This is a genomic window from Bordetella genomosp. 13 (assembly GCF_007679965.1).
Classification (GTDB): Bacteria; Pseudomonadota; Gammaproteobacteria; order Burkholderiales; family Burkholderiaceae_B; genus Bordetella.
In genome coordinates, this window is the sequence record NZ_VEHL01000005.1 from 98,536 (window position 1) to 119,660 (window position 21,125).

A 21,125-nucleotide genomic window follows, 5' to 3' on the forward strand; every position below is an offset into this window, starting at 1 on the left:
GCGGACAGCCGCGAATGCACCTAATGAGTAGGTGCACTCCATCTAGCGCCAAGCCTGCTTGAGCCTGCCTGGTCGGGTAGTTCTCATTAGTTGCAGAATTGATGGGTTCGCATCTTTCAGCGTGCTCAAGTCCGCGGCGAAACCATATTCCTCATGGAGCGCAAGGGCGACGGCACAGGACCGTGAGAATCCGCCTTCGCAATGAACGACCACCGAGATGTATTCGTTCGGCAGTAACTCCATGAAGTGCCATATGGCCTGCGCATCAGCCTTGGTGAAGCTGTAGGCCAACCGTGCTCGGGCCCTCATCGGCAAGTCTGGATTCAGGAAGTCGACGTCCGCAAAGCTCAGACGCAGAAGAGGGCCAAAGCCATCAAGGTTCGCTGGCTCACTACCGGGGGTCGTGATGGAGATGACCGCGATGTTAGGCAGCCGCGGGAGCCGCTCTGCATCCGCACGGGATAGCGCGGTGACGGTGCGTAGGCCTAGCGGTCCCGCCTTGTAAAGCTGGTCTACGACCTTCAGGAAGCGCCGGCTCATTTGGTTTCGGCAGCTCGAGAATTCTGTGCCCGAGCCGCCAAGCCATCGAGCGCTGCCTGCACACGGCTTTTCACGCGCGGCAGCGGCTCTTGGTCTAGCTTGAGCAAGGCTTCAATGTCTCGCTGTGTCATGCTGTCATGACAAGTCGATGGCCAATCAGGGATGCCGAGCTCTTGTGCAACCTGGCGCATCACCCAGGCTGTCTCGTCGTAGGAAAAGCCCCAATCTGCAGATTTGAGGTGTGACTCAACGGCTGATAGCAGCGAGTTGGCATCCAGGGTAGGGGGCTGGGCCTGTTTGTGCCGACAGGACGCGACAAGCTGCTCAACGATATCGTGGCAGGCAAGGTAGCGCGCCATGTTGTCGTCAACGCTGGGCCGGCAACGTAGTCTCCATGCTCATCTAGACGTACAAGCACTTTCGGCTGGTTGCCAGGAACACTACCCTGTTCAATAGGGAAGTCTGCTGGGATAGATTGCGATTGACGCATTGGAGTCTCTGGATGGATATGCGGCAAGGGTTTGGCTTGCAGTGCTGCGCTACTTTAGGCGCCTGGGCGATTCATCCGCCGGGCTAACAGTGCGACCGCCCTTTTTGACAACACCGTTGGGGTTGAAGCATCGCTCGCAGTACGCATAGTTCAAGGTTTTGCTTGTCCCTTTACATCCACAGACAGGGCATCGATTGGTGGAGTATTCCCGCGCCATATAGGTGAGGCCCTCGATGCAGTCTTCGACCGGCTGGTCTTGCAGGTACCCCGAGCCCATGCTGATGATGAGTGAACAATTGGAGTCTCGAACGTCAGTGCAAAACGGGACCACAGGTTTTGCGCTACTCGGTGCTCCAGGATGCTTCAACAAGAGCCGGTCCATCGCCAAGATGTCTTCGAGGCGACCTTCCGGCTGGCCCCATAACTGCCAGAGCACCTCTTCTAGCGAGCTGGCCGTGTCCTCGATGATGTTCATCCAACCCCCAGGGCATTGAAAGCCGATGAACGCCAAGTTGCAGGGGTACAGGTCTTTGTGCCGCAAGGCCCTGAAGAGCAGCGGATACTGGTCGACCAGCACCTCCTGCTTTGTAATCGCGTGGTAGCGATTGTCGACCGCGCGAATCGGCGCGTCCGGATGGCGAGACGAAAAGGGTATCTCTTTCACGTGGGCAGTCTTGAACAGAGCGACGATGAGGGTGCCAAGCTCAGGTGAAGCGCACGGATTGCGTTGCGGTGAGGCAGCTGCTACCGAGGGAGGGCACCTAAATTCTACGAATTACGTAGGGAGTTTTCAACCGGAAACTACGATATTCGAAGAATGAAAAAAGAACCTCTGACATTGGTTGGCCGACGCCTAAGAGCCGCCCGACTTGCTGCCGGGGTGCCCCAGGACCAGTTGGGTGTCGCCGTTGGAATCGACGAAGAAGCTGCCAGCGCACGCATCAGTCGCTACGAGACAGGGGTCCACGAGCCTGCCCATCAAATCGTCGATTTGCTGGCACAAGCGCTCAACGTGCCCACCGCGTACATCTACTGTGCAGATGACGAACTGGCGGATGTCATTCTGGCCTGGCATAGGATGTCGGCAACGAAGAGACGGAAGCTATCTGCATTCTTAAAGTCGCTTGAGCCCTCAGCGAGTGAAGGATGAGAGGCCGTGGCGGGGGGGCATCGACTGAAACCCTCCGTAGACACCTCATGGAAAACCTACGACAATCGTAGGATGATGGGCAAACTAGCTATGACCATTGGCCTGCGCCTACGGGAATGCAGGCTTACTGCGGGTCTTTCTCAAGAAGACCTTGGGATAGCAATCGGCATTGACCGGAACTTGGCTGGCGCTACGATTGACCGCTATGAGTCCGGTGTAATTGAGCCGCAAAGTGATGTCGTCATCTCGCTAGCGAATGCGATGGGTGTCCGTAGGGCTTACTTCTACTGTGCGGACGATGAACTCGCTCAAATCCTAATGAAATGGGAGAGAGTAGAGCCTGACGTGCACTGCAGGCTCACCTCTTTCATCAACGTCCTGGAGAAGGAGTAGGGATACAGCGTCGGCATGCGCTTTGCCTAGTAGAGCCGAGCGGCGTTAGCCGAGTGGGGTATTGTCGTCTTCGCTGAGTCAATCACTATGCGTTTAGCTGAGGCGCTCTATGGATGCGCTACGTCAACACCGCTCCCCTGGATGCGGGCGCCGCAGGCGCAGCTTTCAAGGTTGGCTGTCGTCGCAGCGCGTCGGTTGCCCTCCGGTACTGGCAAGCAAGATGCATTCTCGTGTTTCCGAGCTGCCTTACAAGGAGAGGGGCAAGGTAGCGGGGCTCTACTTTGTTTAAAAAAGCACATAGATATATATAGAATTTGATGGGCTGAAGGTCCGAGCGCGGTACCGGTAGAAAGTGCGCCCAAACAAGCGGTGTTTCCTGTGGAGAGGTTCGCCTCTAGCGAACCATTTCTACAGGGTTGCGAACCAATTCTTCAGCCCTGGGCGAACCAATTCTTCAGTCCGCCCTAGTGTCGGAGTGAGTTGCTGACGGGCTTGCGCGGCCTACGGATGTCGAACATGCCGGGGCTGGGCTCATCGACTTGCCAACCGATTGTCGGAAGTTCCTTCAAGGCGTCTTGAACCGCCCGCTGCCGCTTGCGCTGGGCTGCGGCCGACGATGCTGCCCCGTCGCCATAGGCATATGAGCAAAGACGCTGCAGTCCGACGCTGTTTTCAACCCCCTGATTTATCCAATGTAGCCGGTGGTGCAGGAGACGGGCGACCCCAGACTTCAGACGATGGACCTCGTCCATACGTGTGCTGACAAAGCCCCCCTTCTGAAGTATCGCTTCCGTAGATAGGGGATTCAGGGCGATGGAAATACGGCCGGTTCGGGACTCTATGCCACGCTCAGCGATTAGATGGAAGGAGCCTTCAAAGCCAGGTCGTTCGACTGCGACTTCCACTTTGGACAGTCGAAGCAGCGATTCCGTCATCTGGCGATAGTTGAACCCGCAGTCCTTCGCAAATCCTGCTGTTTCCGCCAGTGTTCCGAGGGAGAACGTCGTCGCGATAACTTTGGAGGTGGCGGCTTGTCCCGTGAGGCGAAGCTGTGGTCTTATCGCGATGGCAGCGCTCATCATGCTTTTCACATCTACCCGTCCTTGGGTCGAGAGAGCCACGACGCCCTGGAATACGCGTAGGTCCCTTGAGTCCAAGGGGTCGGGGCCAGTGAAGCGCACTAGGCTAGCTGAGGTTCCGAAAGTGGCATCCAGGACCGTCTGCTTGCGCTCGCCCGGCGCGAGGCTTCGGAACAGTCCGTGTGCGTGGATGATGGACTGAGCCATCTTTGCATGCTTGGGAGTTTGCATCAGGTGCTCCGCTTTCCATCTTTTTCGGTCGAGAGGCCGAGTTGGCGGCTACGTCGCAACTGTTCGGCTTTCGTGGGGCGACCTCGTCGCGCTACCCGGGGGATGTCATCTCGTCGAGCCATATCCGCTCGGGATACGCAGGGGGACGCCGCTTCGGCCTGTGATGTAAGCCAGGTTCGGACATCCTCAGGGTGATAGCGCACCATCCCGCCGACCTTCATGCATGGGGGCAATGTGTCCCCCCGCGTTCTGCGGTTGTAGATGGTCTGAACGGAAATGCCTAGCAAGGTTGCCAGTTGCACGGGGGAGAGTAGGGGTTCCATCGACGTTCCTTCTGTGGCACTGGCACATGCCAGTAATAGAGTGTAGGTAAGTCAGAGGACCATGATTTGCGTGCAGCAGTCCCGGGAGGCTGCGGTAGGCGTAGAATCGGCGCCGGCACTCCTCATGTTTGACCGCACTTTGACCGCACTGACCGCAGTAAAGTGCGGTCAGTAGCGGTAAGCGTCGGTAGGTTAAGTGGCTGATTTGCCTGGGATTTCTGAAAAACTGGTTCCAAACAAAGGACCCTAAAACGGACTCTTAATCCGTAGGTCGAGTGTTCGAGCCACTCACAGCCCACCAAAATTCGCACGTAGATCAAGCCCTTACGGATTATTGCCGTAGGGGCTTCTTCTTTGCGTGGCCCTTTCTTCGCGTATCCCTTCTATCGCCTTGTGTTTTCAGCCTGAAACGGTCGGAATCGCAGGCTAGGATCCGCGGCAGGCGGATTGATATGTCTTACCCAAATTTGAGTAAGCTTCGATCAGATAGATGCAACGGGGCCTGAAAAGGCGTCCAGCCGCCCCCTGGCAACAGGGTCCAGCCGTGCTGGTTCAAGAGCACCCGCGATTCATGAGGCCCCGTTCCACGGGGCCTCGCCTTTTCTGCAGCCCAGCTAGCGCCGAAGATGGTGGGCGGGGTCGCGTAGCGGCTCTCCGCGTGCCACTTTGGCCGCCATCACCTGAAAACGAATTCTGCCTTTCCGATCGTGTGGCACACCCGGCCCCGGTGGTCGAAACAGAAGGCACGCGGCACCTCTCGATGGTCAAGGATCAGGCGGTCATGGCCCATGCTATCGAAGTCGAGAGCTTGGTCTCCCTTCGATCCGAACGAGACGCAGTGGGCGTTCTCTTTTGCCGCGGACCGCTCCGTACCGGTTCCGGCCAATGGTGTATGGTTGATCGACAGGCCACGTCGTGACAAACCAGGAGGACACCAATGAAAGTCCAGGGCCAATGCCACTGCGGCGCAATCCGCTACGAGGCGCAGGTGCAGCCGGGCTCGATGCGGATCTGCCATTGCCTCGACTGCCAGGTCATGTCGGGCTCGGCGTTTCGCACGAACATCTCCGCGCCCGCCGAGACGTTCCGGCTGCTGCAAGGCGAGCCGCGCCACTACGTGAAGACCGCCAACAGCGGCACGCAGCGCGTCACCGGGTTCTGCGCGGAATGCGGCACGCAGCTCTACGCCACCGAATCCGGTACGCCGAAGCGGTATTCGCTGCGGGTCGGCACGCTGGCGCAGCGCGACGAGGTGGGCGGTCCGCAGGCGCAGATCTGGACGCGGCGCCGGGTCGGCTGGATGCCGCCGCTGGACGGCGTGGGCGAGACCGAAGAGCAGCCGTAGCCTGCATTCCAGCTTGCTGATTGAAGCAGGGTCGTGCCGGCCTGGCACGAGGCCCGCGGCCGTGGGCGGCGTTCCAGGCGCTCCTGGTTTGAAGCGGGACGGTGCGGCCCTGGGCACAAGGCGCGCTCCTCCGCTCGGGGTAAACCCGCGACGCCGCCACATGCGCACGTCCACACCCTCCCGCCTGTCGCTTGCGGTCAATCCCAGTGCGCGCCCTGGCAAGGCGAGCGGTCCCCGCGCCGCTAACAATACCGGCACCCCCACCGCGTCCGGCCTGCCATGATCACGCTCCACGACCATCCCCGTTCCGGCAACTGCTACAAGGTGCGCCTGTTCCTGTCGCTGATCGGCGTGCCCTGTCGGCGCGAGTTCGTCGACGTGCTGGCGCGCAAGAACCAGACTGAGGCGTACGAGCGCATCAGCGCGTGGCGGCAGGTGCCCGCCATCGAGGACGATGGCCTGGCGCTGTGGGACAGCCAGGCGATCCTGCTGTACCTGGCCCAGAAGCACGCGCCGCAATGGCTGGCGCCGCTGCCGCACAGCGGCCAGATGCACGCGTGGCTGTCGGTGTCGTCCAACGAGATCGCCAACAGCCTGCAGCCCCTGCGCCTGACGCGCGTGGTCAGCCACGCCGAGGCCGCGCACCATCTGGGCGTGAGCGAAGACATGCTGGATCTGGCGGGGCTGCAACGGCGCACCGACCGCCTGCTGAACCAGCTGGAAAAGCGGCTTGCCGCGCACGAGTGGCTGGCCGGCGTACGCAGCGTTGCCGACCTGGCCTGCTATGGCTACCTGTCGCTGGCCGAAGAGGCCGGGATCGATATGCGCGCCTATCCGGCGCTGTCCGCCTGGCGCGGGCGCATCGAGCAATTGCCCGGCTACATCCCGCCGGGCCACCCCGGCTGAGCCGCCCGCGCGCCACCCATACCAACAACAACATCACATCGAGGAAAACATGGACGCGATCCCCAATGCGGGCGCCGTGGCGGCGCCTGCCCACAAACCCAACCTGTTGCGGGTCTCCGTGGCCACCGTGGTCGGCACGGCGGTGGAGGCCTTCGACTTCCTGGCCTACGGCACGGCGGCCGCGCTGGTGTTCAACAAGCTGTTCTTCCCGCAGTTCGATCCGCTGACGGGCACGCTGGCCGCGTTCGCGGCATTCGCCAGCGGGATGCTGGCGCGCCCCATTGGGGGCATCCTGTTCGGCCATTTCGGCGACCGCATCGGCCGCAAGTCCATGCTGACGCTGAGTCTGCTGATGATGGGCATCTGTACGGTGCTCATCGGCCTGCTGCCCACGTATGCGCAGATCGGCGTCTGGGCGCCGATCCTGCTGGTGCTGCTGCGCGTGGGACAGGGCCTGTCGTTCGGCGGCGAGATGGGCGGGGCCATGCTGATGGCGGTGGAGCACGCGCCGCCGCGCTGGAAAGCGCTGTTCGGCAGCCTGCCGCTGGTGGGCGCGCCGCTGGGCATCCTGCTGTCGGTGGGCGCCTTCGCGCTGGTGACGCGGCTGCCCGAGGAAGACTTCCTGTCCTGGGGCTGGCGCCTGCCGTTCGTGGGCAGCGCGGTGCTGATCGTGGTGGGCTTCCTGATCCGCCGCGGCATCGACGAATCCCCCGATTTCGCGCGGGTGAAATCGCAGCGCAGCCAGGTCAAGCTGCCGGTGGCGGAGCTGCTGCGCAAGCATGGCAAGGCCCTGCTGCTGTGCATAGGCTGCAAGCTTGCCGAAGTGACGCTGATCTATACCTTCCTGGTGTTCTCGGTGTCTTATGCGGTGTCGAACTTGGGCTTCTCGCGCAGCGACGCGCTGCATGCTTTGCTGTACGGCGCCGCGGTGCTGACCTTCACGATTCCGCTGTTCGGGCTGTTGGGCGACCGCTACGGCGCGCGCCGCGTCTGCGGCTGGGGCGGCATGCTGCTGGCGGTGATGGCCGTGCCCATCTTCATGGCGGTGGGCAGCGGCTCGCTGGTGGCCTACAGCATCGCCGTGTTCATCGCCATGGCGCTGAACTACGCCATGATGATCGCGCCGCAATCCAGCCTGTATGCCGCCCAGTTCCCGGCCGAGTTGCGCTATTCGGGCCTGTCGATCGGCGTGCAGTTCTCGGCGGCCATCGGCGGCGGGCTGGCGCCCATCGTGTCGGCCATGCTGGTGGCGCGCTTCGGCAGCATCGTGCCGGTGGGCGCTTACCTGGCCCTGTTGGGCGTGGTCGCGGGCACCTCGGCCTTCCTGATGAAGCCGACCAGTCGCGGTTGATTTTGCCGATGCGGCCCGCTATGTGGCGGGGCGCGCCGACTCGCGGTAGCGGTTGGGCGGACAGCCGAAGCGCTGCTGGAAGCGGCGGCTGAAGTGGCTGGCATCCTGGAAGCCGCACGACAGCGCGATGTCCTTGACGGCCACGTGCGCCTTGCGCGGATCGTCCAGCGCGGCGCGCGCCAGTTGCAGCCGGCGCTCGCGCACGTACTGGTTGTACTGCGTGCCCTGCATCTGGAACAGGCGGTGCACCCAACGGCTGGAGGCGCGCAGCGCACGCGCCACGCCGGCCACCGACAGGTCGGTATCGGCGATGTGGGCATCCAGATAGCTGGTCAGCGCCTGCCAGCTTTCGATGGGGCCGCGTTGCGCATTGGGAATCTGTTCCAGCGCCTGGCTGGTGTAGATGGCGGCCAACAGCGAGATCAGCGCCTGCTCGGCGAACATGCCCGAGCTGGGGCTGGTTTCGGCATCGTCGAACAGCACGTGCTCCAGGCAGCGATGCGCGGTGCGCACCATGGGCAGCGTGGCCGCGGCCCGCTGCGCGGTGAACTGCGAGTTGTCCTGCAGATGCATGCCTAGCAGGTTCAGCAGCGATCCCTTGATCACCACCAGCCGCGAATCGGTCAGCATGCGCACCTCGGATGGCAGCGCCGTCGTGCGGAACATGATGTCGCCCGTTTCCACCGGCAGGCTGGCGCCGTTCTGCGTGATCACGCCCCGGCCTTCGATGATGAAACTGGCCAGGAACTCGGCGCGCATGGCATCGGCGGCATGCTCCGCGCGATGCTGCACGGCGATGGGCGTGGACTCCAGGTTCACCGCCAGGCCGCCGGCGCGCAGGCGGCAGGCCTGCAGATGCAGGCGCGGATGCATGGTCAGCGCGCGGAAGTCGCCGGGCAGCACCAGCTTGTCCAGCTGTGCCTTGTAGCCCGACAGCTCGGCCTCGTAGAAGGGCCGGAAGCGCGGGGCGAAATTGAGGTCGGGCTCGGCGGCCGCAGGCGAGGACAGGGCTTGCATTGCGTAATACGGAACGTGCGGCGCGGGCCCAGTGCCCGCGAAATCATTGTATCGGCCGCATGGCCGCGTACACCTGCCGTTTACCCTTAGGTCGTGTCACTCTTGGACAAGGCCAGTGCGCCTGCGGTCAATCGTGCTGGCCGCGCCGCGCGTTGTAATGCCAGACCAGTCCTTCATCAGGAGACGAGTGTGGACGACAAGCAGCTGCAATCCGACGCGTTTTTCCAGCGTTCCGCCAACAAGCTCGATTTCGGCAACTGGACCGAACCGGAAAAGATCGCGCTGAGCTGTCGCATCCTGGCCAGTGAGGGGCACTCCGAGACGCTGGCCGGCCAGATCACCGTGCGCAACGAGGACGGCACCTATTTCACGACGGCGCTGGCCCAGGCCTTCGACGAGGTTCGCCCGGAAAAGCTGATCCGCATCAACGACAACATGGACGTGCTGGAGGGCGAGGGCACGCCCAATCCGGCCGTGCGCTTCCACTTCTGGGTGTACCGCGCGCGGCCCGACGTGCGCTGCATCATCCACACGCACCCGCCCTACGTGTCGACCTTGTCGATGACCGGCCGGCCGCTGGTGGTGTCGCACATGGACGCTACGCCATTCCACAACGATTGCGCGCACCTGGCGCAATGGCCGGGCCTGCCCATCGCCGACCAGGAAGGCGAGATCATCTCGGCCGCGTTGGGCAGCAAGCGCAGCGTGTTGCTGGCGAATCATGGATTCCTGGCCGCGACGTCGTCGGTGGAGGAGACGCTTTATCTGTCGGTGCTGATCGAGCGCGCGGCGCGTAACCAGCTGCTGGCGGCGTCGGCGTATGGCGAGGTTCGGCCGGTGGATGATGCGCTGGCGGCCGAGTCGCATGATTTCCTGCTCAAGCCGAGTATCGTGCGGGCGAGTTTTGCGATGTTCGCGCGTCGGATCGAGCGCGAGGGGCGTTGAGGCGGGCAGGCCGTTCCAGGTCATGCTTGAAGCCAGTCTTGGGGTGCCTGCGCCTGTGGTCGCATGCGTTCTCGATGGCGATGCGGTCAGCCTGATTTCCGCTGACCTTCTTCCGCCAGCACCGCCCGCAACGCTGCCCGCGTCTTCTCGTCCAGCGGATGGATCACGTCGAAGCCCGAGATATAGATGTGCAGGTCGCCCGTGCGCCCGTTCGCGGCGCGCAGGCCTTCCTGGCGCACCGTGATCCAGGTGCCGGGTGACACGCGGGATGGGATGTTGACCTCGATGCTGGCGCCCAATACGTCGATCTTCGTGGTGCCGCCCAGCGCCGCCGCCAGGCAATCCAGCTGGACGGGCACCTCCACGTCCAGGCCGTGCAGGGTGGCGCCGCGGCTGTCGGGCGTCAGGTCGTGGATGACGTTGACGACCAGGTTGCCGGGCCGCGCGGCATCCTTCGTCCTGTGGCCGGCGCCTTTCATCGTGATGTCGTTGCCTGGGGCGGTTCTGGGCGGGACGGGTACGTCGACCCGGGTGGCCGTGTAGCGCATGCCCAGCCCGCGGCAACCCGGGCACTCGGTGGTGTTGGTCTTGCCCGTGCCGTTGCAATCCGTGCAGCGATGGGCATCGCGGCCATGGCCGCGCGTGCCGCTGCCGTCGCATGCCCTGCAGTGCGAGGCATGGCTCGACGTGCGGTATCCCCTGCCGGCGCAACTCTCGCACCGGCCCCAGATGTTGTCGGTCATGGGGACCACGCCGCCCTTGAACATCTCCGCCAGCGTCAGGTGGATGCGCACGTGCTTGTCCGGCTGGGCGTCCGGCGCGGCCGTTGGGTCTTCCGGTGGCTTGGCGCGAAACGGCGATGGCGGATCCTGCCGGGGCTGGGCCGCCGCGCGGCCGCAGGTGCAGCTGGCCGGGCCGGGCTGTCTTGCGCCGGTGAGGACCTCGTACGCGGCCTGGATGCGCTGGAATCTTTCCTTCGCCTGAGCGGAACCGCCGTTCTTGTCGGGATGCGCCTGGCTGCGCAGCTTCTTGTACGCCTTGCGCACCTCCTGCGGGGTGGCCGATGCGGGCAACCCGAGCGTCTCCTTGTAGCAGCTGCGATCACAGGTCATCGTTCGTCCATCACGCCCGGCGGCCCGGCTCGTCCGGCTAGGCCTGTTCAGCGGTTCGGCTGAACCATTCGCGATAGGGCGTGTTCTTGGCCAGCTTGCGGTTGTAATCCGGTGCGCCGTCGTCCCACCACACGGGGCCCCGTTCCCCCAATGCCCGTTTTACCCGATCGACTCGTGCACGGGCCGCCTTGCGCTGCGCGTCGGTGAGCTGGCCGCGCAGCGCGCGCCGGGCATCCATCAACTGCGCGACGAGGTCGTCGCGCACGTCTTTCGGCAGATGCGGATTGGTCTTTCTCCACAGCCGTCCGCGCACGACGAAGTAGCGGCCGTCCGGGGTCGTGGGGTGTCCGGCGGTGTCGGCGGTTTCGCTGGTCTTGTGTCCCAGCCGGATGGGTCCGCGCAGCGTGCCGTCGGGGTCCACCGTGCGGCCCTTCTGGCGGATGTCCAGCGCGCCTTGCCGCGCCATCCCGACCGCCACCTCGCGCACCCGCGGCATCAACGGCCGCCAGGCGTCCGACGACAGCGCCCGGGCGACTTCCGAGGGGCAGATCGTCGAATCGGCCGCGCGTTCATTCAGCAGGCGGGTAATGGCGGCAGCGAGGTGTTGGTCCGTACACGGCATGGGATTGGGATGGCAACGGTTGCGGCAGGCGCTTTCAGTGCACCAGCAAGCGGCCTGCCCGGGCCGCTTGCGGCCGCTGTGGCGCTCAGGCCTTGCCGGGCTGCCGGATCAGGCCGAGCATGCTGAGAGTCAGGTCGCGCACGTTTTCCAGCGCAGTGGCGGTTTCCTTGGCCAGGGTCTGCTTGTTCTGCGCCACCGTGTCGCCGCTGGCGACGGTCTTGCCGGCCTCGTCGCGCAGCTTCTGACTGAAGGCGTCGAACAGCACATTGATGTTTTCCGGGCTGCGGTCGCCCTTGCTGGGCGTGGCGGCGATGGCCAGGGTGATCGCTACGGCGACCAGTGCCGCTTCCGATTTGGCTGCGCTGTTGATGTCCATGTGCGGTTCCTCGTCCTGCGGGAGATATGCGTCAGCCACCAGTGTAAGGTCAGTTCGTCGATACCCCCCCGATGCGCTTGATCAGCGCCGCCCACTTGGCCACGTCCTCGCGTAGGTAGGCGTTGTAGTGGTCGGGATCATCGGCCACGACCGTGCCGCCCTGCTGCAGGATCTTCTCCTGGAAGGCGGTGTCGGCGGCCGCCTGCCTTATCACCCCATACAGCGTGTCCACCACGGCGCGCGGCGTGCCGGCCGGGGCCAGCAGGCCGAACATGGTGCCGATCTCGATGTCCACGCCTTGTTCCGCGAAGGTGGGCACCTGGGGCAGCACGGGCAGCCTGTCCTTGCTGGCCACGCCCAGCGCCTTCAACTGGCCCGCCGACAGCTGGCCCTGCGCGGAGATGTAGGTGGTGAAGGTCATCTGCACCTGGCCTGACAGCACGTCCGTCAGCGCGGGCGCCGCGCCCGTGTAGGGCACGTGGACGATGTCCAGCCCGGCCGCCTGCTTGAACATCTCGCCCGCCAGGTGCGGCGCGCCGCCCGCGCCGCTGCTGGAGAAATTGAGCTTGCCGGGATGCGCGCGGCCGTAGTCGACGAGCCCTTGCAGGCTGTCGCCGGCGAACCCGGCCTTGGTCACCAGCATCATGGGCGCGAACGCCACCATGGAGATGCCCGTGAAGTTCTTGATGGGGTCGTAGGGCGTCTGGGGGATGACCGCCGGGTTCAGCGTGAGGTTGGTGCTGGTGAACAGCAGCGTGTAGCCGTCGGGCGCGGCCCGCGCCACGAGGTCGGCGCCGATGTTGCCGCTGGCGCCGGGCCGGTTGTCGACGATCACCGGCTGCTTCAGCGCCTTGGTCAGGCGCTCGGCCGTGGTGCGGGCCAGGATGTCGGTGCTGCCGCCAGGGGCCCAGGGCACCACCAGCCGGATGGGCTTGGCGGGATAGTCCGCCGCGGCCTGGGCCGTGCGCGGCATGGCGAACCCGCACAGGAAGAGGGCCGCGGCGGACAGGACCGCGGCGGATAGGACGCTGCGCAGGCATGGCTTCTTCATCTTCGTCTCCGGACCGTTCGTGTCGTCGTGCGGAGATTCTTGCGCGTGGGCTCGCCACGCAGAAGGCATCGGCGTCGAATGCGCCGTTCAAGAATCCCGAAATGGAAGCCGGCGCCGAGTGTTCAAGATTTATGAATCGCGTCTTCGGCTTCTTCGGATTCTCCGATGCTCGCGTGGGGGGCAGAATGCCCGCAGCAGAGACCGAAATATCCACGAGAAAACAGAACAGGAGACAACCGTGAAGAACCTCAAGACCATGGCGGCCGGCAGCTTGCTCGCCGCGCTGTGCGTGGCCGGCGCGGCGCACGCCGCCTATCCCGAGAAGCCGATCCGGCTGGTCGTGGGCTTTCCCGCGGGCGGAGCGTCCGACGTGGCCGCGCGCGCCATCGGCGGCAAGATGGCGGCCCTGCTCGGGCAGCCCGTCGTCATCGAGAACAAGGCCGGGGCCGCCAGCAACATCGGGTCCGACTACGTGGCAAAGGCCCCGTCCGATGGCTACACCGTGCTGTTCGGCACGATCTCGCTGGCGGTCAATCCCAGCCTGTACCAGAAGCTCAGCTATGACCCCTTGAAGGACCTGGCCCCCGTCGCGCAGGTCGCCTCCACGCCCTTCCTGCTGGTGGCCAATCCCGACACGCCGTACCAGTCGGTGGCCGATCTCATCGCCGCCGCGAAGAAACCGTCCGACAAGCCCATCTATTTCGCCAGCGCGGGCAACGGCTCGGGCGCGCACCTGTTCGCCGAGCTGTTCAACAGCCAGGCCGGCATCAAGATGCAGCACGTGCCCTATCGGGGCGCCGCGCCGGCCATCGCGGACGTCATCGGCGGGCAGGTGCCGCTGACCTTCGACAACATCGTGACCACCCTGCCGCTGGCCAAGAGCGGCAAGCTGCGCGCGCTGGCGGTCACCACCAAGACGCGCTCGCACGCCGCGCCCGACCTGCCCACCGTGGCCGAGTCCGGCGTGCCGGGCTTCGACGCCACGGCGTGGTTCGGCATCTTCGTGCCCGCCGGCACGCCGCCCGCGGTCGTCCAGAAGCTGAGCGAGACGGCCGCCCAGGCGACGCAGTCGCCCGAAGTGCGCGCGGCACTCGAGGCCGTCGGCTGCGAACCCATGGGCACCAGCCCCAAGGAGTTCGACGCCTTCTTCCGGTCGGAAGTGCAGAAGTGGGCCAAGGTCGTGCAAGACGCCCACGTCCGCGTGGATTGACCCTCAACCCGTTCCTACAGTGACGCGACATGAAAATCTGGCATCAGAGCTTTACCGTACTCAGTGACCTCGGCCCCTACAGCGAGGCGCTGAAGCGGCACTTCGCCAAGGTGGCGCGGCCCGACACGCGGATCGACATGCATGGCATGCAGGTCGGCACCTATCGCAGCAACTACCCCGGCAACGACATCCGCCACGTGGCGTTCCAGTACGTCCACGCGCTGCAGTTCATGACCACCGCGGTGCGGGCGCAGGAAGAGGGCTACGACGTGTACGCGCTGAGCACGCTGCCCGAACCCGGCCTGCGCGAGATTCGCAGCCTGGTGGACATTCCGGTGGTGGGATACGGCGAGTCGGCGATGCTGACGGCGTGCATGCTGGGCCGCAAGTTCGGTGTGCTGCTGTTCATCGACGACATGAACGAGCTGATCGCCGAGAACGCCCGCAACCACGGGCTCGAATCGCGCTTTGCGGGCGCGATGCCGGTGGGCTTCACGTTCAACGACGTGCTCAAGGGTTTCAGCGACCCGTCCGAGCTGATCGAGCGGTTCAAGGCCGCGGCGCGCAAGCTGATCGCGCAGGGCGCCGACGTCATCATTCCCGGCGAGGCGCCCCTGAACGTGCTGCTGGCGCAGAGCGGCGTCGCCGAGGTGGACGGCGTGCCGATCCTGGATTCGCTGGCGGCGTGGGTGAAGCAGGCCGAGACCATGCACGACCTGCGCACGGTGTGCGGCATCAAGACCTGCCGCAAGGGCTACTATCACCGGCCCGCCGAGCCCGATCGCATCAGCGAGGTTTTTTCTTTCTACGGTCTGGACCGATTGCAACCATCGTCGTGACGCTGGGACGGCGCCGCGCGTCGAAGATCTCCAGCAGGAAGTCGATGAAGGCGCGCACCTTGGGCGCCGCGAACCGCGACTTCACGGTCACGGCGTGGAAGGTTCGCTTGCTGGTCTGCCAGTCGGGAAACAGCTCCACCATCTGCCCGCGCTTGACCAGATCGCTGACGAACACGTCCAGCACGCAGATCAGTCCCACGTTCTGCAGGGCGGCCTGTATCAGGGCCGCCGTGTTGTTGAAGCTGAGCGGGCCGGCGGGGTTCACCACCACCTCGTCGCCGTCCTTGGAGAAGTGCCAGGGATTGGGCGCGTGGCTGCCCTCGGCGAACAGTCCCAGGCAGCGGGCGGGGTCCAGGTCGCGCGGCGAGGCCGCGCGCATGGCGCCCACGGTCTCGGGCGTGCCGCACACCACGTATTGCGCCTCGTAGATCGGCCGGCCCACCAGGTCCGCGTCCTCGACGCGGTCCATGCGGATGGCCACGTCGGTGGCGCGCTCGATCAGGTTGTGCGGATCATTGGTCAACGAGACTGACACCGACAGGCCCGGATGCCGGCGCGTCAGCTCGACCAGCGCCGGGCACAACAGGTTCTGGCCGATGGCGAAAGGCGCCTCCACGCGCAGCGGGCCGACCACGTCGCTGCCGCTGACCTTCACGTCCGATTCGGCGCGCGCCACGCTGCGCAGGATTTCCTGGCAATGCGGCAGGAATATGCGTCCCTCTTCCGTCAGGTGCAGATGCCGCGAGTTGCGCTGGATCAGCGTCGTGCCCAGGTGCGCCTCCAGGTTGCGCAGGCTGGTGGTGACGGTGGCATTGGCGAGATCCAGCGATTCGGCCGCGCGCGACAGGCTGCCGCACTCCATCACGCGCACGAAAACCTCCATGGCCCATAGCTTGTCCATGTCGTCTCCTTTCGATTTTTTCTAATCGTGCATTAGCCGGCCAGGGCTAACACGCAGGCAGGCTGCATCCTACTCTAACGACAGTATCGCCGACGCATACGGCGCGGCTGTTTTTGTCCCTGAGGGTGAAGCGTATGGAGCGTAGTTTCGATGTCGTGGTGGCCGGTTGCGGCGTGGCGGGCCTGTCGGCGGCGGTGGCCGCGGCCGAGCGTGGACTGTCGGTGGCGGTGCTCGAGCGCGCCAGCCGCGCCGACCGCGGCGGGCAGAGCCGCTACACCGAGGCCTATCTGCGCATGAAGGCCATCGACCAGGTCTCCGACGATTTCGAGACGCACCTGGCCGAGAACGCCGGCGTGTACATGGATCCCGATTTCGAGGCCGAGATGGGGCAGGGCCGCGAGTCCTGGTCGCACGCGGCGCGCACGCTGTCCGTGCTGGATCCCGAATTGATCGGCGCCTTCGCCGACAGCGTGCCCGGCACCATCGCCTGGCTGCAGGGCATGGGCGTGAAGTTCGACTTCCTGCCCACGCAGTTCCTGACCAAGACCCAGCCGCGATTGTTGCCGGTGGGCGGCGGCGAGGCCCTGGTGGAAGCGCTGGCCGCGCGGGCCGAGCACCTGGGCGTCGAGTTCCTGTATCACACCACCGCGCGGCGCCTGCTGCTCGACGAGGACGGCACGGTGCAGGGCCTGCTGGCGCACCATGCACAAGAGGGCGGCGTGCGCCTGAAGGGGGCGGTGGTGCTGGCCTGCGGCGGGTTCGAGGGCAACTCGGCGCTCATGGCCAAGTACATCGGCCCGCGTTCGGTGTACCTGCGACCGGTGTGCAAGGGCGGGTACTTCAACCGCGGCGAGGGCATCGAGATGGCGCTGCAGGCAGGCGCCGCGCCCAGCGGCGAATTCGGCAGCTACCACGCCGAGCCGGTCGATCCGCGTTCGGGCGTGTCCGAGCCGTCGATCTTCATCTTTCCGTACGGCGTGTTGGTCAACAAGGCCGGCCGGCGCTTCACCGACGAGGCGCCGGGCACGGTGGATGCCTGGTACGAGCGCGTCACCCGCCGCATCTACGAGCAGGACCAGGGCATCGCCTATGTCATCCTCGACCAGCGCGTCAAGGACGTGCCCAACCATCGCCTGGCCATCCGCACCGACCAGCCCGCCATCGAGGCCGACACGCTGGGCGCTCTGGGCGCCCGGCTGGGCCTGCCCGAGGGCGCGCTGCAGGCCACCGTGCAGGCCTACAACGCCGCCTGCCCGGACGAGGCCGGCTTCAAGCCGCTGGAACTGGACGGGCTGGCCACGCAGGGGCTCGCGCCCGCCAAGTCGAACTGGTCGCGCCGCATCGAGCAGGCGCCCTTCATCGCCTATCCCATCATCTCGTCGAACGTGTTCACCTTCGGCGGCCTGAAGATCAATCCGTCGGGCCAGGTGCTGGATACCGACGGCAACCCGATGAGGAACCTGTACGCCGCGGGCGAGATCGTGGGCACCTACTACACCAACTACACCGGCGCCACCTCGGTGCTGAAGGGGCTGGTGTTCGGCCGCCGATCCGCCAGCCATATCGCGGACCTCCGCTAGGCGAGGGCATACATGGCGGCCGACACCGTATCGCTGAGCGCCGAACTGGCTCAGGCCCTGCTGCAGGCGCGCCATGCCGGCCTGCCGGACGACCTGCGGGCCAAGACCCGCCTGCACTTCGCCGATGCGCTCGGCATCGCCCTGGCCGCGCGCAGGACGGAGCTCGCGCGGCAAGTCATCGACGGCCTGTTGGCGGGCCACGGCGCGGGTACGAGCGGCCTGATCGGCGGCGGCCAGGCCGCGCCGCTGGCGGCCGCGTTCGTCAATGCATCGCTGATCCACATCCTCGACTACGACGACATCCACGACGTCGGTCGTCTGCATCCCAGCACCTGCGTGCTGCCCGCCGCCATGGCCGCGGCCGGACTGGTCAACGCCACGGACGAGGTCGTGGTGGATGCGGTGGCGCTGGGCAGCGAGCTCACGTGCCGGCTGGGCGTCATCTGCGCGCCGCAAGGCGAGGGCCCGGGCTCGGAATGGTTCCTCACTCAGCTGTTCGGCTATCTGGGCGCCGGCATGGCGGCCGGGCTGGTGCTGGGACTGGATCCACGCCAGCTGGTGTCCACGCTGGGCCTGGCCTACATGCAGCTGGCCGGCGGCAAGGAAGCGGGCTTCGGCACCGGCGCCACGGCGCGCGGCATCTATCCGGCCTTCGCGGCGCAGGGAGGGCTGCAGGCAGCCTTGCTGGCGCGCGCGGGCGTCAGCGGGCCGGCTCGCGCGATGGACGGCGCGGCAGGCCTGTTCCGGCTCTATCTGGCGGGCGCGCTGTCCACGCGGCAGTGCGACATGCTGCTCGACTTCTCCTTCTGGCATGCGCGCGACGTGGACATCAAGCCCTGGCCCAGCTGCCGGCTGTCGCACCCCTACGTGGCGGTCGCAATGGCCGCGCGCGACGCCTGCCGGGCGCATCCCCAGGCGCGGATCCGGGTGGCGGTCAACCCTTCGTCGGGGCGCCTGTGCCGGCCGCTGGCCCAGCGCCGCAGCCCGGCCACGTTGCAGGACGCGAAGTACAGCATTCCTTTCATGACGGCCTACGCCCTGGTGCACGGGGCACCCACGCTGCAAGGGCTGTCCAACGACGTATTGACGGACGAGGCCGTGCTGCGCATGGCCGGGCGGATCGAACTGGAGGATGGCCTGCCGGACAACCCCGGGCATCCGCCGGCCGTGCTGACCTTGCTGGACGAAGGACGCGTCGTGCGGCAGGTGCATTTCGCGCCGGACGACCTGTGCGTCGACGCGGCGCTGGCCAGGAAGAAGTTCGAGGATTGCCTGCGGTATGCATCGCGGTCCGCACAGGCCGACGCGCTATGGCGCGCGTTGGCGCAGGGCCGCGTAAACGCGGCATTCGACATGGTTTTCAAGGAGTCCTGAGCGATGTATACGGCTGATCTTTTCGCGGGCCGCGTCGCCCTGGTGACGGGGGGCGCGGGCGGCATAGGCCGGGCCGTCAGCCTCGCGCTCGCGGCCCATGGTGCGAAGGTCGCGGCCGCCGACCGCGTGGCGTTCGAGCCGCCGGCGCCCGGTGTGCTGGGCGTGCCGCTGGACGTCACGCGCCGCGACGACGTGGCGCGCTGCATGGACGAGGTGGTGGCTCGCCTGGGCCGGCTGGACATCCTGGTGAACGTGGCCGGCATCGTGTCCATGGGCAGCGCCGAGACGCTGGACGAGGCCGAATGGGATCGCGTCATCGACATCAACCTGAAAGGCACCTTCCTGTGCTGCCAGGCCGCCATCGCACATATGCGGCGCGCCGGTGGCGGGCGCATCGTCAACCTGGGATCGGTCATCGGCAAGAACGGCGGCAACCCGCGGCCATGGTTGGATCCGCGCGAACAGGAGCGCGCCAGCAACGTCGCCTATGGCGTGTCCAAGGCCGGCGTGCATATCATGACGGCATTCCTGGCCAAGGAGCTGGCCTCGGCGCGCATCACGGTCAACGCCGTTGCGCCGGGGCCGGTGGCCTCGGCCATGACCACCAATTTTCCGCAGGCCTTGCGGGATCTGATTCCCATGGGCCGCATGGGCGCGGCCGACGAGATCGCGTCCGCCGTGCTGTTCCTGGCAGCGCCGCAGTCCGGTTTCGTCACAGGCGAGATCCTGGACGTCAACGGCGGCATCTGGTGCGACTGAGTTTTCACTGAACCTTCTTCTTCACCCCCCACACTCTCATTGAGGCAGACTCGACCATGCAACAACCACAAGCCCTTTTCCTGGTCCTGGACATGCAGAACGACCTCGTTCATGCCGACGGGCCCAACGGCAAGAGCCCGCTGGGCGAACAGGTGCGCGAGCGCCAGCTGATCGCAAGGACGGCCAAAGCCATCGCCCGTGCGCGGGCCGCAGGCATCGCCGTGGGCTTCGTGCGCGTGGGCTTCTCCGAGGGCTATCCGGAGTGCCCGCACGGGTCGCAGGTGTTTTCGGCCGCGCCGCAGCACGGGCTGTTCAAGCTTGGCGCGTGGGGCACCGAGATCCATCCCGAGCTCGAGCAGAAGGTGGGCGACATCCAGGTGGTCAAGCACCGCGTCAGTCCGTTCTACGCGACCACGCTGGAAGCCCAGCTGCGCGCCAGGAACATCCAGCGCATCTACTTCTCGGGCGTGTCCACGCAAGCCGTGGTGCAGGCCACTGCGCGCGACGGCCACGACCGGGACTACGAGATGATCCTGCTGGAGGACCTCTGCGCCGCGCACAGCGCCCAGGAGCACGCCAACTCGGTGGGCAGCATCGGCCGCTTCTGCAAGTCCGAGAACAGCGAAACGGTGGTGTTCGCCAACCCCTGACCGGGGCCATGACGGGAGGGAGACCATGAGAATCTGGCACCAGAGCTTCACCGACCTGGACGTGTTCCCGCAATACCGGAACACGCTGCAGGCGCACGCCGACGTGGTCATGGGCGCGCATGGACAGGTCGTGGTGCACGGCCTGCGGCCGGGCACCTACCCTCCTGGTGTCGCCCCCATGACGTTCAACAGCCGCGCGGGCATGCGCATGCTCAGCGCGCGCCAGGTGTGCGAGGCGGCGCAGGCCGCCCAGGCCGCGGGCTACGATGCCTTCGCGCTGGGATGCTTCTTCGATCCGGGCCTGGTCGAGGCGCGGTCGCTGGTCGACATTCCCGTGGTCAGCCTGACCGAAAGCTGCCTGCTGACCGGGTGCTCGCTGGGACGCAGGGTGGGCATGATCGCGCTGACGCCTTTCCAGAAGATGCAGACCGAAGACCTCGCCGCGCGGTACGGCCTGTCGGGCCGGCTGTCGGGCGTGGTGGTCATGGAGCCGGCCGTCGACCTGTTCGAACTGGAAGACGAAGGCGCCGCGGCCTCCATCGCGCAGCGATTCGTCGAGTCCTGCCGCGTGGCGCTGGCGCAAGGGGCCGAGGTCATCATTCCCGGCGACGGCGTGCTCAACGAGTTTCTCGTGCGCCGACGCCTGCTGACGATGGAAGGCGCGGTGGTGCTGGACGCGCTGGGCGTGCTGTTCCACCATGCGGCGTTCTTCGCGAACGCGCGCGCCGCGGGCTGCCTGGACGTCAGCCGCCGGCTGCTCTATGCGCAGCCAACGGGCGCCATGACGGCCCACGCCGGGCAGGCGCTGGGCGCGCGCGCCTATGCCGAAGAGGCTTTCTCGGGCTGCGTCCGCTAACTAACGCCCTGGGCGCATCCGCCAT

24 protein-coding genes and 1 tRNA gene are annotated in these 21,125 nt (G+C 65.7%); 14 read left to right on the forward strand and 11 right to left on the reverse strand.

What is annotated here, in order from left to right:
- Positions 1-42: 42 nt before the first annotated feature.
- From FS845_RS13805 to FS845_RS13815, 3 genes are all read right to left on the reverse strand, one after another.
- Complete coding sequence (locus tag FS845_RS13805) at positions 43-540, reverse strand: hypothetical protein (protein WP_144636073.1); 498 nt, start codon at positions 538-540, stop codon at positions 43-45.
- Positions 537-899 carry a hypothetical protein gene (locus FS845_RS13810; protein WP_144636076.1) on the reverse strand — a complete coding sequence of 121 codons (363 nt, stop codon included), beginning with the start codon at positions 897-899 and terminating at the stop codon, positions 537-539. The genes FS845_RS13805 and FS845_RS13810 overlap by 4 nt, the downstream gene beginning before the upstream one ends.
- 180 nt (positions 900-1,079) lie before the next feature.
- Complete coding sequence (locus tag FS845_RS13815) at positions 1,080-1,694, reverse strand: hypothetical protein (protein WP_144636079.1); 615 nt, start codon at positions 1,692-1,694, stop codon at positions 1,080-1,082.
- A 153-nt stretch (positions 1,695-1,847) separates the two neighbouring features.
- Between FS845_RS13815 and FS845_RS13820 the strand changes: the two genes are divergently transcribed.
- Positions 1,848-2,180: a helix-turn-helix domain-containing protein gene (locus tag FS845_RS13820; RefSeq protein WP_144636083.1), complete on the forward strand. Its 333-nt coding sequence runs from the start codon at positions 1,848-1,850 to the stop codon at positions 2,178-2,180.
- A gap of 90 nt (positions 2,181-2,270) precedes the next feature.
- Entirely contained in the window at positions 2,271-2,573 is a 303-nt protein-coding gene (locus FS845_RS26945; RefSeq protein WP_409929302.1) for a helix-turn-helix domain-containing protein, read from the forward strand.
- A 464-nt stretch (positions 2,574-3,037) separates the two neighbouring features.
- Here the strand turns inward: FS845_RS26945 and repC are convergent, their stop codons facing one another.
- Together repC and FS845_RS26950 are read right to left on the reverse strand one after the other, a co-directional pair.
- Positions 3,038-3,883: a replication protein C, IncQ-type gene (gene repC, locus FS845_RS13830; protein ID WP_144636089.1), complete on the reverse strand. Its 846-nt coding sequence runs from the start codon at positions 3,881-3,883 to the stop codon at positions 3,038-3,040.
- Positions 3,883-4,206 (reverse strand): helix-turn-helix domain-containing protein, encoded by a 324-nt coding sequence (locus FS845_RS26950; protein ID WP_144636092.1) that lies wholly within the window; start codon positions 4,204-4,206, stop codon positions 3,883-3,885. Before FS845_RS26950 ends, repC begins: the two co-directional genes overlap by 1 nt.
- A 211-nt stretch (positions 4,207-4,417) precedes the next feature.
- On the opposite strand from FS845_RS26950, the gene FS845_RS26540 reads away from it, so the two are divergent.
- From FS845_RS26540 to FS845_RS13850, 4 genes are all read left to right on the forward strand, one after another.
- A tRNA-Ser gene (locus FS845_RS26540) sits at positions 4,418-4,507 on the forward strand.
- 636 nt (positions 4,508-5,143) lie between these two features.
- A complete protein-coding gene (locus FS845_RS13840) occupies positions 5,144-5,551 on the forward strand; it encodes a GFA family protein (RefSeq protein WP_144636095.1) in 408 nt (135 codons plus the stop codon).
- A 279-nt stretch (positions 5,552-5,830) separates the two neighbouring features.
- Positions 5,831-6,457, forward strand: coding sequence for a glutathione S-transferase family protein (locus tag FS845_RS13845; RefSeq protein ID WP_144636098.1), 627 nt, complete (start codon positions 5,831-5,833; stop codon positions 6,455-6,457).
- Between the two features lie 49 nt (positions 6,458-6,506).
- The gene (locus FS845_RS13850) at positions 6,507-7,808 is read left to right on the forward strand and encodes an MFS transporter (RefSeq protein ID WP_144636101.1); all 1,302 of its coding nucleotides are present in this window, start codon (positions 6,507-6,509) and stop codon (positions 7,806-7,808) included.
- An 18-nt stretch (positions 7,809-7,826) separates the two neighbouring features.
- Here FS845_RS13850 and FS845_RS13855 read toward each other — a convergent pair whose 3' ends face one another.
- Positions 7,827-8,825 (reverse strand): helix-turn-helix domain-containing protein, encoded by a 999-nt coding sequence (locus FS845_RS13855; RefSeq protein ID WP_144636104.1) that lies wholly within the window; start codon positions 8,823-8,825, stop codon positions 7,827-7,829.
- Positions 8,826-9,014: 189 nt separating this feature from the next.
- Between FS845_RS13855 and FS845_RS13860 the strand changes: the two genes are divergently transcribed.
- Positions 9,015-9,770, forward strand: a complete 756-nt coding sequence (locus FS845_RS13860) for an aldolase (protein ID WP_144636741.1) — start codon at positions 9,015-9,017, stop codon at positions 9,768-9,770.
- A gap of 86 nt (positions 9,771-9,856) precedes the next feature.
- On the opposite strand, the gene FS845_RS13865 is transcribed toward FS845_RS13860, so the two are convergent.
- From FS845_RS13865 to FS845_RS13880, 4 genes are all read right to left on the reverse strand, one after another.
- Positions 9,857-10,882, reverse strand: a complete 1,026-nt coding sequence (locus FS845_RS13865) for a DnaJ C-terminal domain-containing protein (protein ID WP_144636107.1) — start codon at positions 10,880-10,882, stop codon at positions 9,857-9,859.
- A 37-nt stretch (positions 10,883-10,919) separates the two neighbouring features.
- Positions 10,920-11,504 carry a DUF3253 domain-containing protein gene (locus FS845_RS26545; protein ID WP_186332279.1) on the reverse strand — a complete coding sequence of 195 codons (585 nt, stop codon included), beginning with the start codon at positions 11,502-11,504 and terminating at the stop codon, positions 10,920-10,922.
- 85 nt (positions 11,505-11,589) lie between these two features.
- A complete protein-coding gene (locus tag FS845_RS13875) occupies positions 11,590-11,880 on the reverse strand; it encodes a hypothetical protein (RefSeq protein WP_144636110.1) in 291 nt (96 codons plus the stop codon).
- Between the two features lie 49 nt (positions 11,881-11,929).
- On the reverse strand, positions 11,930-12,931 hold the full coding sequence (locus FS845_RS13880) for a Bug family tripartite tricarboxylate transporter substrate binding protein (protein WP_186332280.1): 1,002 nt from the start codon (positions 12,929-12,931) through the stop codon (positions 11,930-11,932).
- A 238-nt stretch (positions 12,932-13,169) separates the two neighbouring features.
- On the opposite strand from FS845_RS13880, the gene FS845_RS13885 reads away from it, so the two are divergent.
- Together FS845_RS13885 and FS845_RS13890 are read left to right on the forward strand one after the other, a co-directional pair.
- Positions 13,170-14,141, forward strand: coding sequence for a tripartite tricarboxylate transporter substrate binding protein (locus FS845_RS13885; protein ID WP_260986283.1), 972 nt, complete (start codon positions 13,170-13,172; stop codon positions 14,139-14,141).
- Positions 14,142-14,170: 29 nt separating this feature from the next.
- Positions 14,171-14,980, forward strand: a complete 810-nt coding sequence (locus FS845_RS13890) for an aspartate/glutamate racemase family protein (protein ID WP_144636116.1) — start codon at positions 14,171-14,173, stop codon at positions 14,978-14,980.
- On the opposite strand, the gene FS845_RS13895 is transcribed toward FS845_RS13890, so the two are convergent.
- On the reverse strand, positions 14,928-15,881 hold the full coding sequence (locus tag FS845_RS13895) for a LysR family transcriptional regulator (protein ID WP_144636119.1): 954 nt from the start codon (positions 15,879-15,881) through the stop codon (positions 14,928-14,930). The genes FS845_RS13890 and FS845_RS13895 overlap by 53 nt on opposite strands.
- Before the next feature lie 134 nt (positions 15,882-16,015).
- On the opposite strand from FS845_RS13895, the gene FS845_RS13900 reads away from it, so the two are divergent.
- The 5 genes from FS845_RS13900 to FS845_RS13920 are packed head-to-tail and all read left to right on the forward strand — an operon-like array spanning position 16,016 to position 21,100.
- Positions 16,016-17,461 carry an FAD-dependent oxidoreductase gene (locus tag FS845_RS13900; RefSeq protein ID WP_144636122.1) on the forward strand — a complete coding sequence of 482 codons (1,446 nt, stop codon included), beginning with the start codon at positions 16,016-16,018 and terminating at the stop codon, positions 17,459-17,461.
- 12 nt (positions 17,462-17,473) lie between these two features.
- Positions 17,474-18,835 carry an MmgE/PrpD family protein gene (locus FS845_RS13905; RefSeq protein ID WP_144636125.1) on the forward strand — a complete coding sequence of 454 codons (1,362 nt, stop codon included), beginning with the start codon at positions 17,474-17,476 and terminating at the stop codon, positions 18,833-18,835.
- A gap of 3 nt (positions 18,836-18,838) precedes the next feature.
- Positions 18,839-19,594 (forward strand): SDR family NAD(P)-dependent oxidoreductase, encoded by a 756-nt coding sequence (locus FS845_RS13910; protein WP_186332281.1) that lies wholly within the window; start codon positions 18,839-18,841, stop codon positions 19,592-19,594.
- A gap of 56 nt (positions 19,595-19,650) precedes the next feature.
- Positions 19,651-20,244: a cysteine hydrolase family protein gene (locus tag FS845_RS13915; protein WP_144636128.1), complete on the forward strand. Its 594-nt coding sequence runs from the start codon at positions 19,651-19,653 to the stop codon at positions 20,242-20,244.
- A gap of 25 nt (positions 20,245-20,269) precedes the next feature.
- Positions 20,270-21,100, forward strand: a complete 831-nt coding sequence (locus FS845_RS13920; protein WP_144636131.1) for an aspartate/glutamate racemase family protein — start codon at positions 20,270-20,272, stop codon at positions 21,098-21,100.
- Positions 21,101-21,125: the final 25 nt, after the last annotated feature.

What these genes read in the sequence shown, in the direction of transcription:
- FS845_RS13805 (WP_144636073.1), bottom strand. Translation starts at nt 540, where the DNA reads ATGAGCCGGCGCTTCCTGAAGGTCGTAGACCAGCTTTACAAGGCGGGA.
- FS845_RS13810 (WP_144636076.1), bottom strand. Translation starts at nt 899, where the DNA reads ATGGCGCGCTACCTTGCCTGCCACGATATCGTTGAGCAGCTTGTCGCG.
- FS845_RS13820 (WP_144636083.1), top strand. Translation starts at nt 1,848, where the DNA reads ATGAAAAAAGAACCTCTGACATTGGTTGGCCGACGCCTAAGAGCCGCC.
- FS845_RS26945 (WP_409929302.1), top strand. Translation starts at nt 2,271, where the DNA reads ATGACCATTGGCCTGCGCCTACGGGAATGCAGGCTTACTGCGGGTCTT.
- repC (WP_144636089.1), bottom strand. Translation starts at nt 3,883, where the DNA reads ATGCAAACTCCCAAGCATGCAAAGATGGCTCAGTCCATCATCCACGCA.
- FS845_RS26950 (WP_144636092.1), bottom strand. Translation starts at nt 4,206, where the DNA reads ATGGAACCCCTACTCTCCCCCGTGCAACTGGCAACCTTGCTAGGCATT.
- FS845_RS13840 (WP_144636095.1), top strand. Translation starts at nt 5,144, where the DNA reads ATGAAAGTCCAGGGCCAATGCCACTGCGGCGCAATCCGCTACGAGGCG.
- FS845_RS13845 (WP_144636098.1), top strand. Translation starts at nt 5,831, where the DNA reads ATGATCACGCTCCACGACCATCCCCGTTCCGGCAACTGCTACAAGGTG.
- FS845_RS13850 (WP_144636101.1), top strand. Translation starts at nt 6,507, where the DNA reads ATGGACGCGATCCCCAATGCGGGCGCCGTGGCGGCGCCTGCCCACAAA.
- FS845_RS13855 (WP_144636104.1), bottom strand. Translation starts at nt 8,825, where the DNA reads ATGCAAGCCCTGTCCTCGCCTGCGGCCGCCGAGCCCGACCTCAATTTC.
- FS845_RS13865 (WP_144636107.1), bottom strand. Translation starts at nt 10,882, where the DNA reads ATGACCTGTGATCGCAGCTGCTACAAGGAGACGCTCGGGTTGCCCGCA.
- FS845_RS26545 (WP_186332279.1), bottom strand. Translation starts at nt 11,504, where the DNA reads ATGCCGTGTACGGACCAACACCTCGCTGCCGCCATTACCCGCCTGCTG.
- FS845_RS13875 (WP_144636110.1), bottom strand. Translation starts at nt 11,880, where the DNA reads ATGGACATCAACAGCGCAGCCAAATCGGAAGCGGCACTGGTCGCCGTA.
- FS845_RS13880 (WP_186332280.1), bottom strand. Translation starts at nt 12,931, where the DNA reads ATGAAGAAGCCATGCCTGCGCAGCGTCCTATCCGCCGCGGTCCTGTCC.
- FS845_RS13890 (WP_144636116.1), top strand. Translation starts at nt 14,171, where the DNA reads ATGAAAATCTGGCATCAGAGCTTTACCGTACTCAGTGACCTCGGCCCC.
- FS845_RS13895 (WP_144636119.1), bottom strand. Translation starts at nt 15,881, where the DNA reads ATGGACAAGCTATGGGCCATGGAGGTTTTCGTGCGCGTGATGGAGTGC.
- FS845_RS13900 (WP_144636122.1), top strand. Translation starts at nt 16,016, where the DNA reads ATGGAGCGTAGTTTCGATGTCGTGGTGGCCGGTTGCGGCGTGGCGGGC.
- FS845_RS13905 (WP_144636125.1), top strand. Translation starts at nt 17,474, where the DNA reads ATGGCGGCCGACACCGTATCGCTGAGCGCCGAACTGGCTCAGGCCCTG.
- FS845_RS13910 (WP_186332281.1), top strand. Translation starts at nt 18,839, where the DNA reads ATGTATACGGCTGATCTTTTCGCGGGCCGCGTCGCCCTGGTGACGGGG.
- FS845_RS13915 (WP_144636128.1), top strand. Translation starts at nt 19,651, where the DNA reads ATGCAACAACCACAAGCCCTTTTCCTGGTCCTGGACATGCAGAACGAC.
- FS845_RS13920 (WP_144636131.1), top strand. Translation starts at nt 20,270, where the DNA reads ATGAGAATCTGGCACCAGAGCTTCACCGACCTGGACGTGTTCCCGCAA.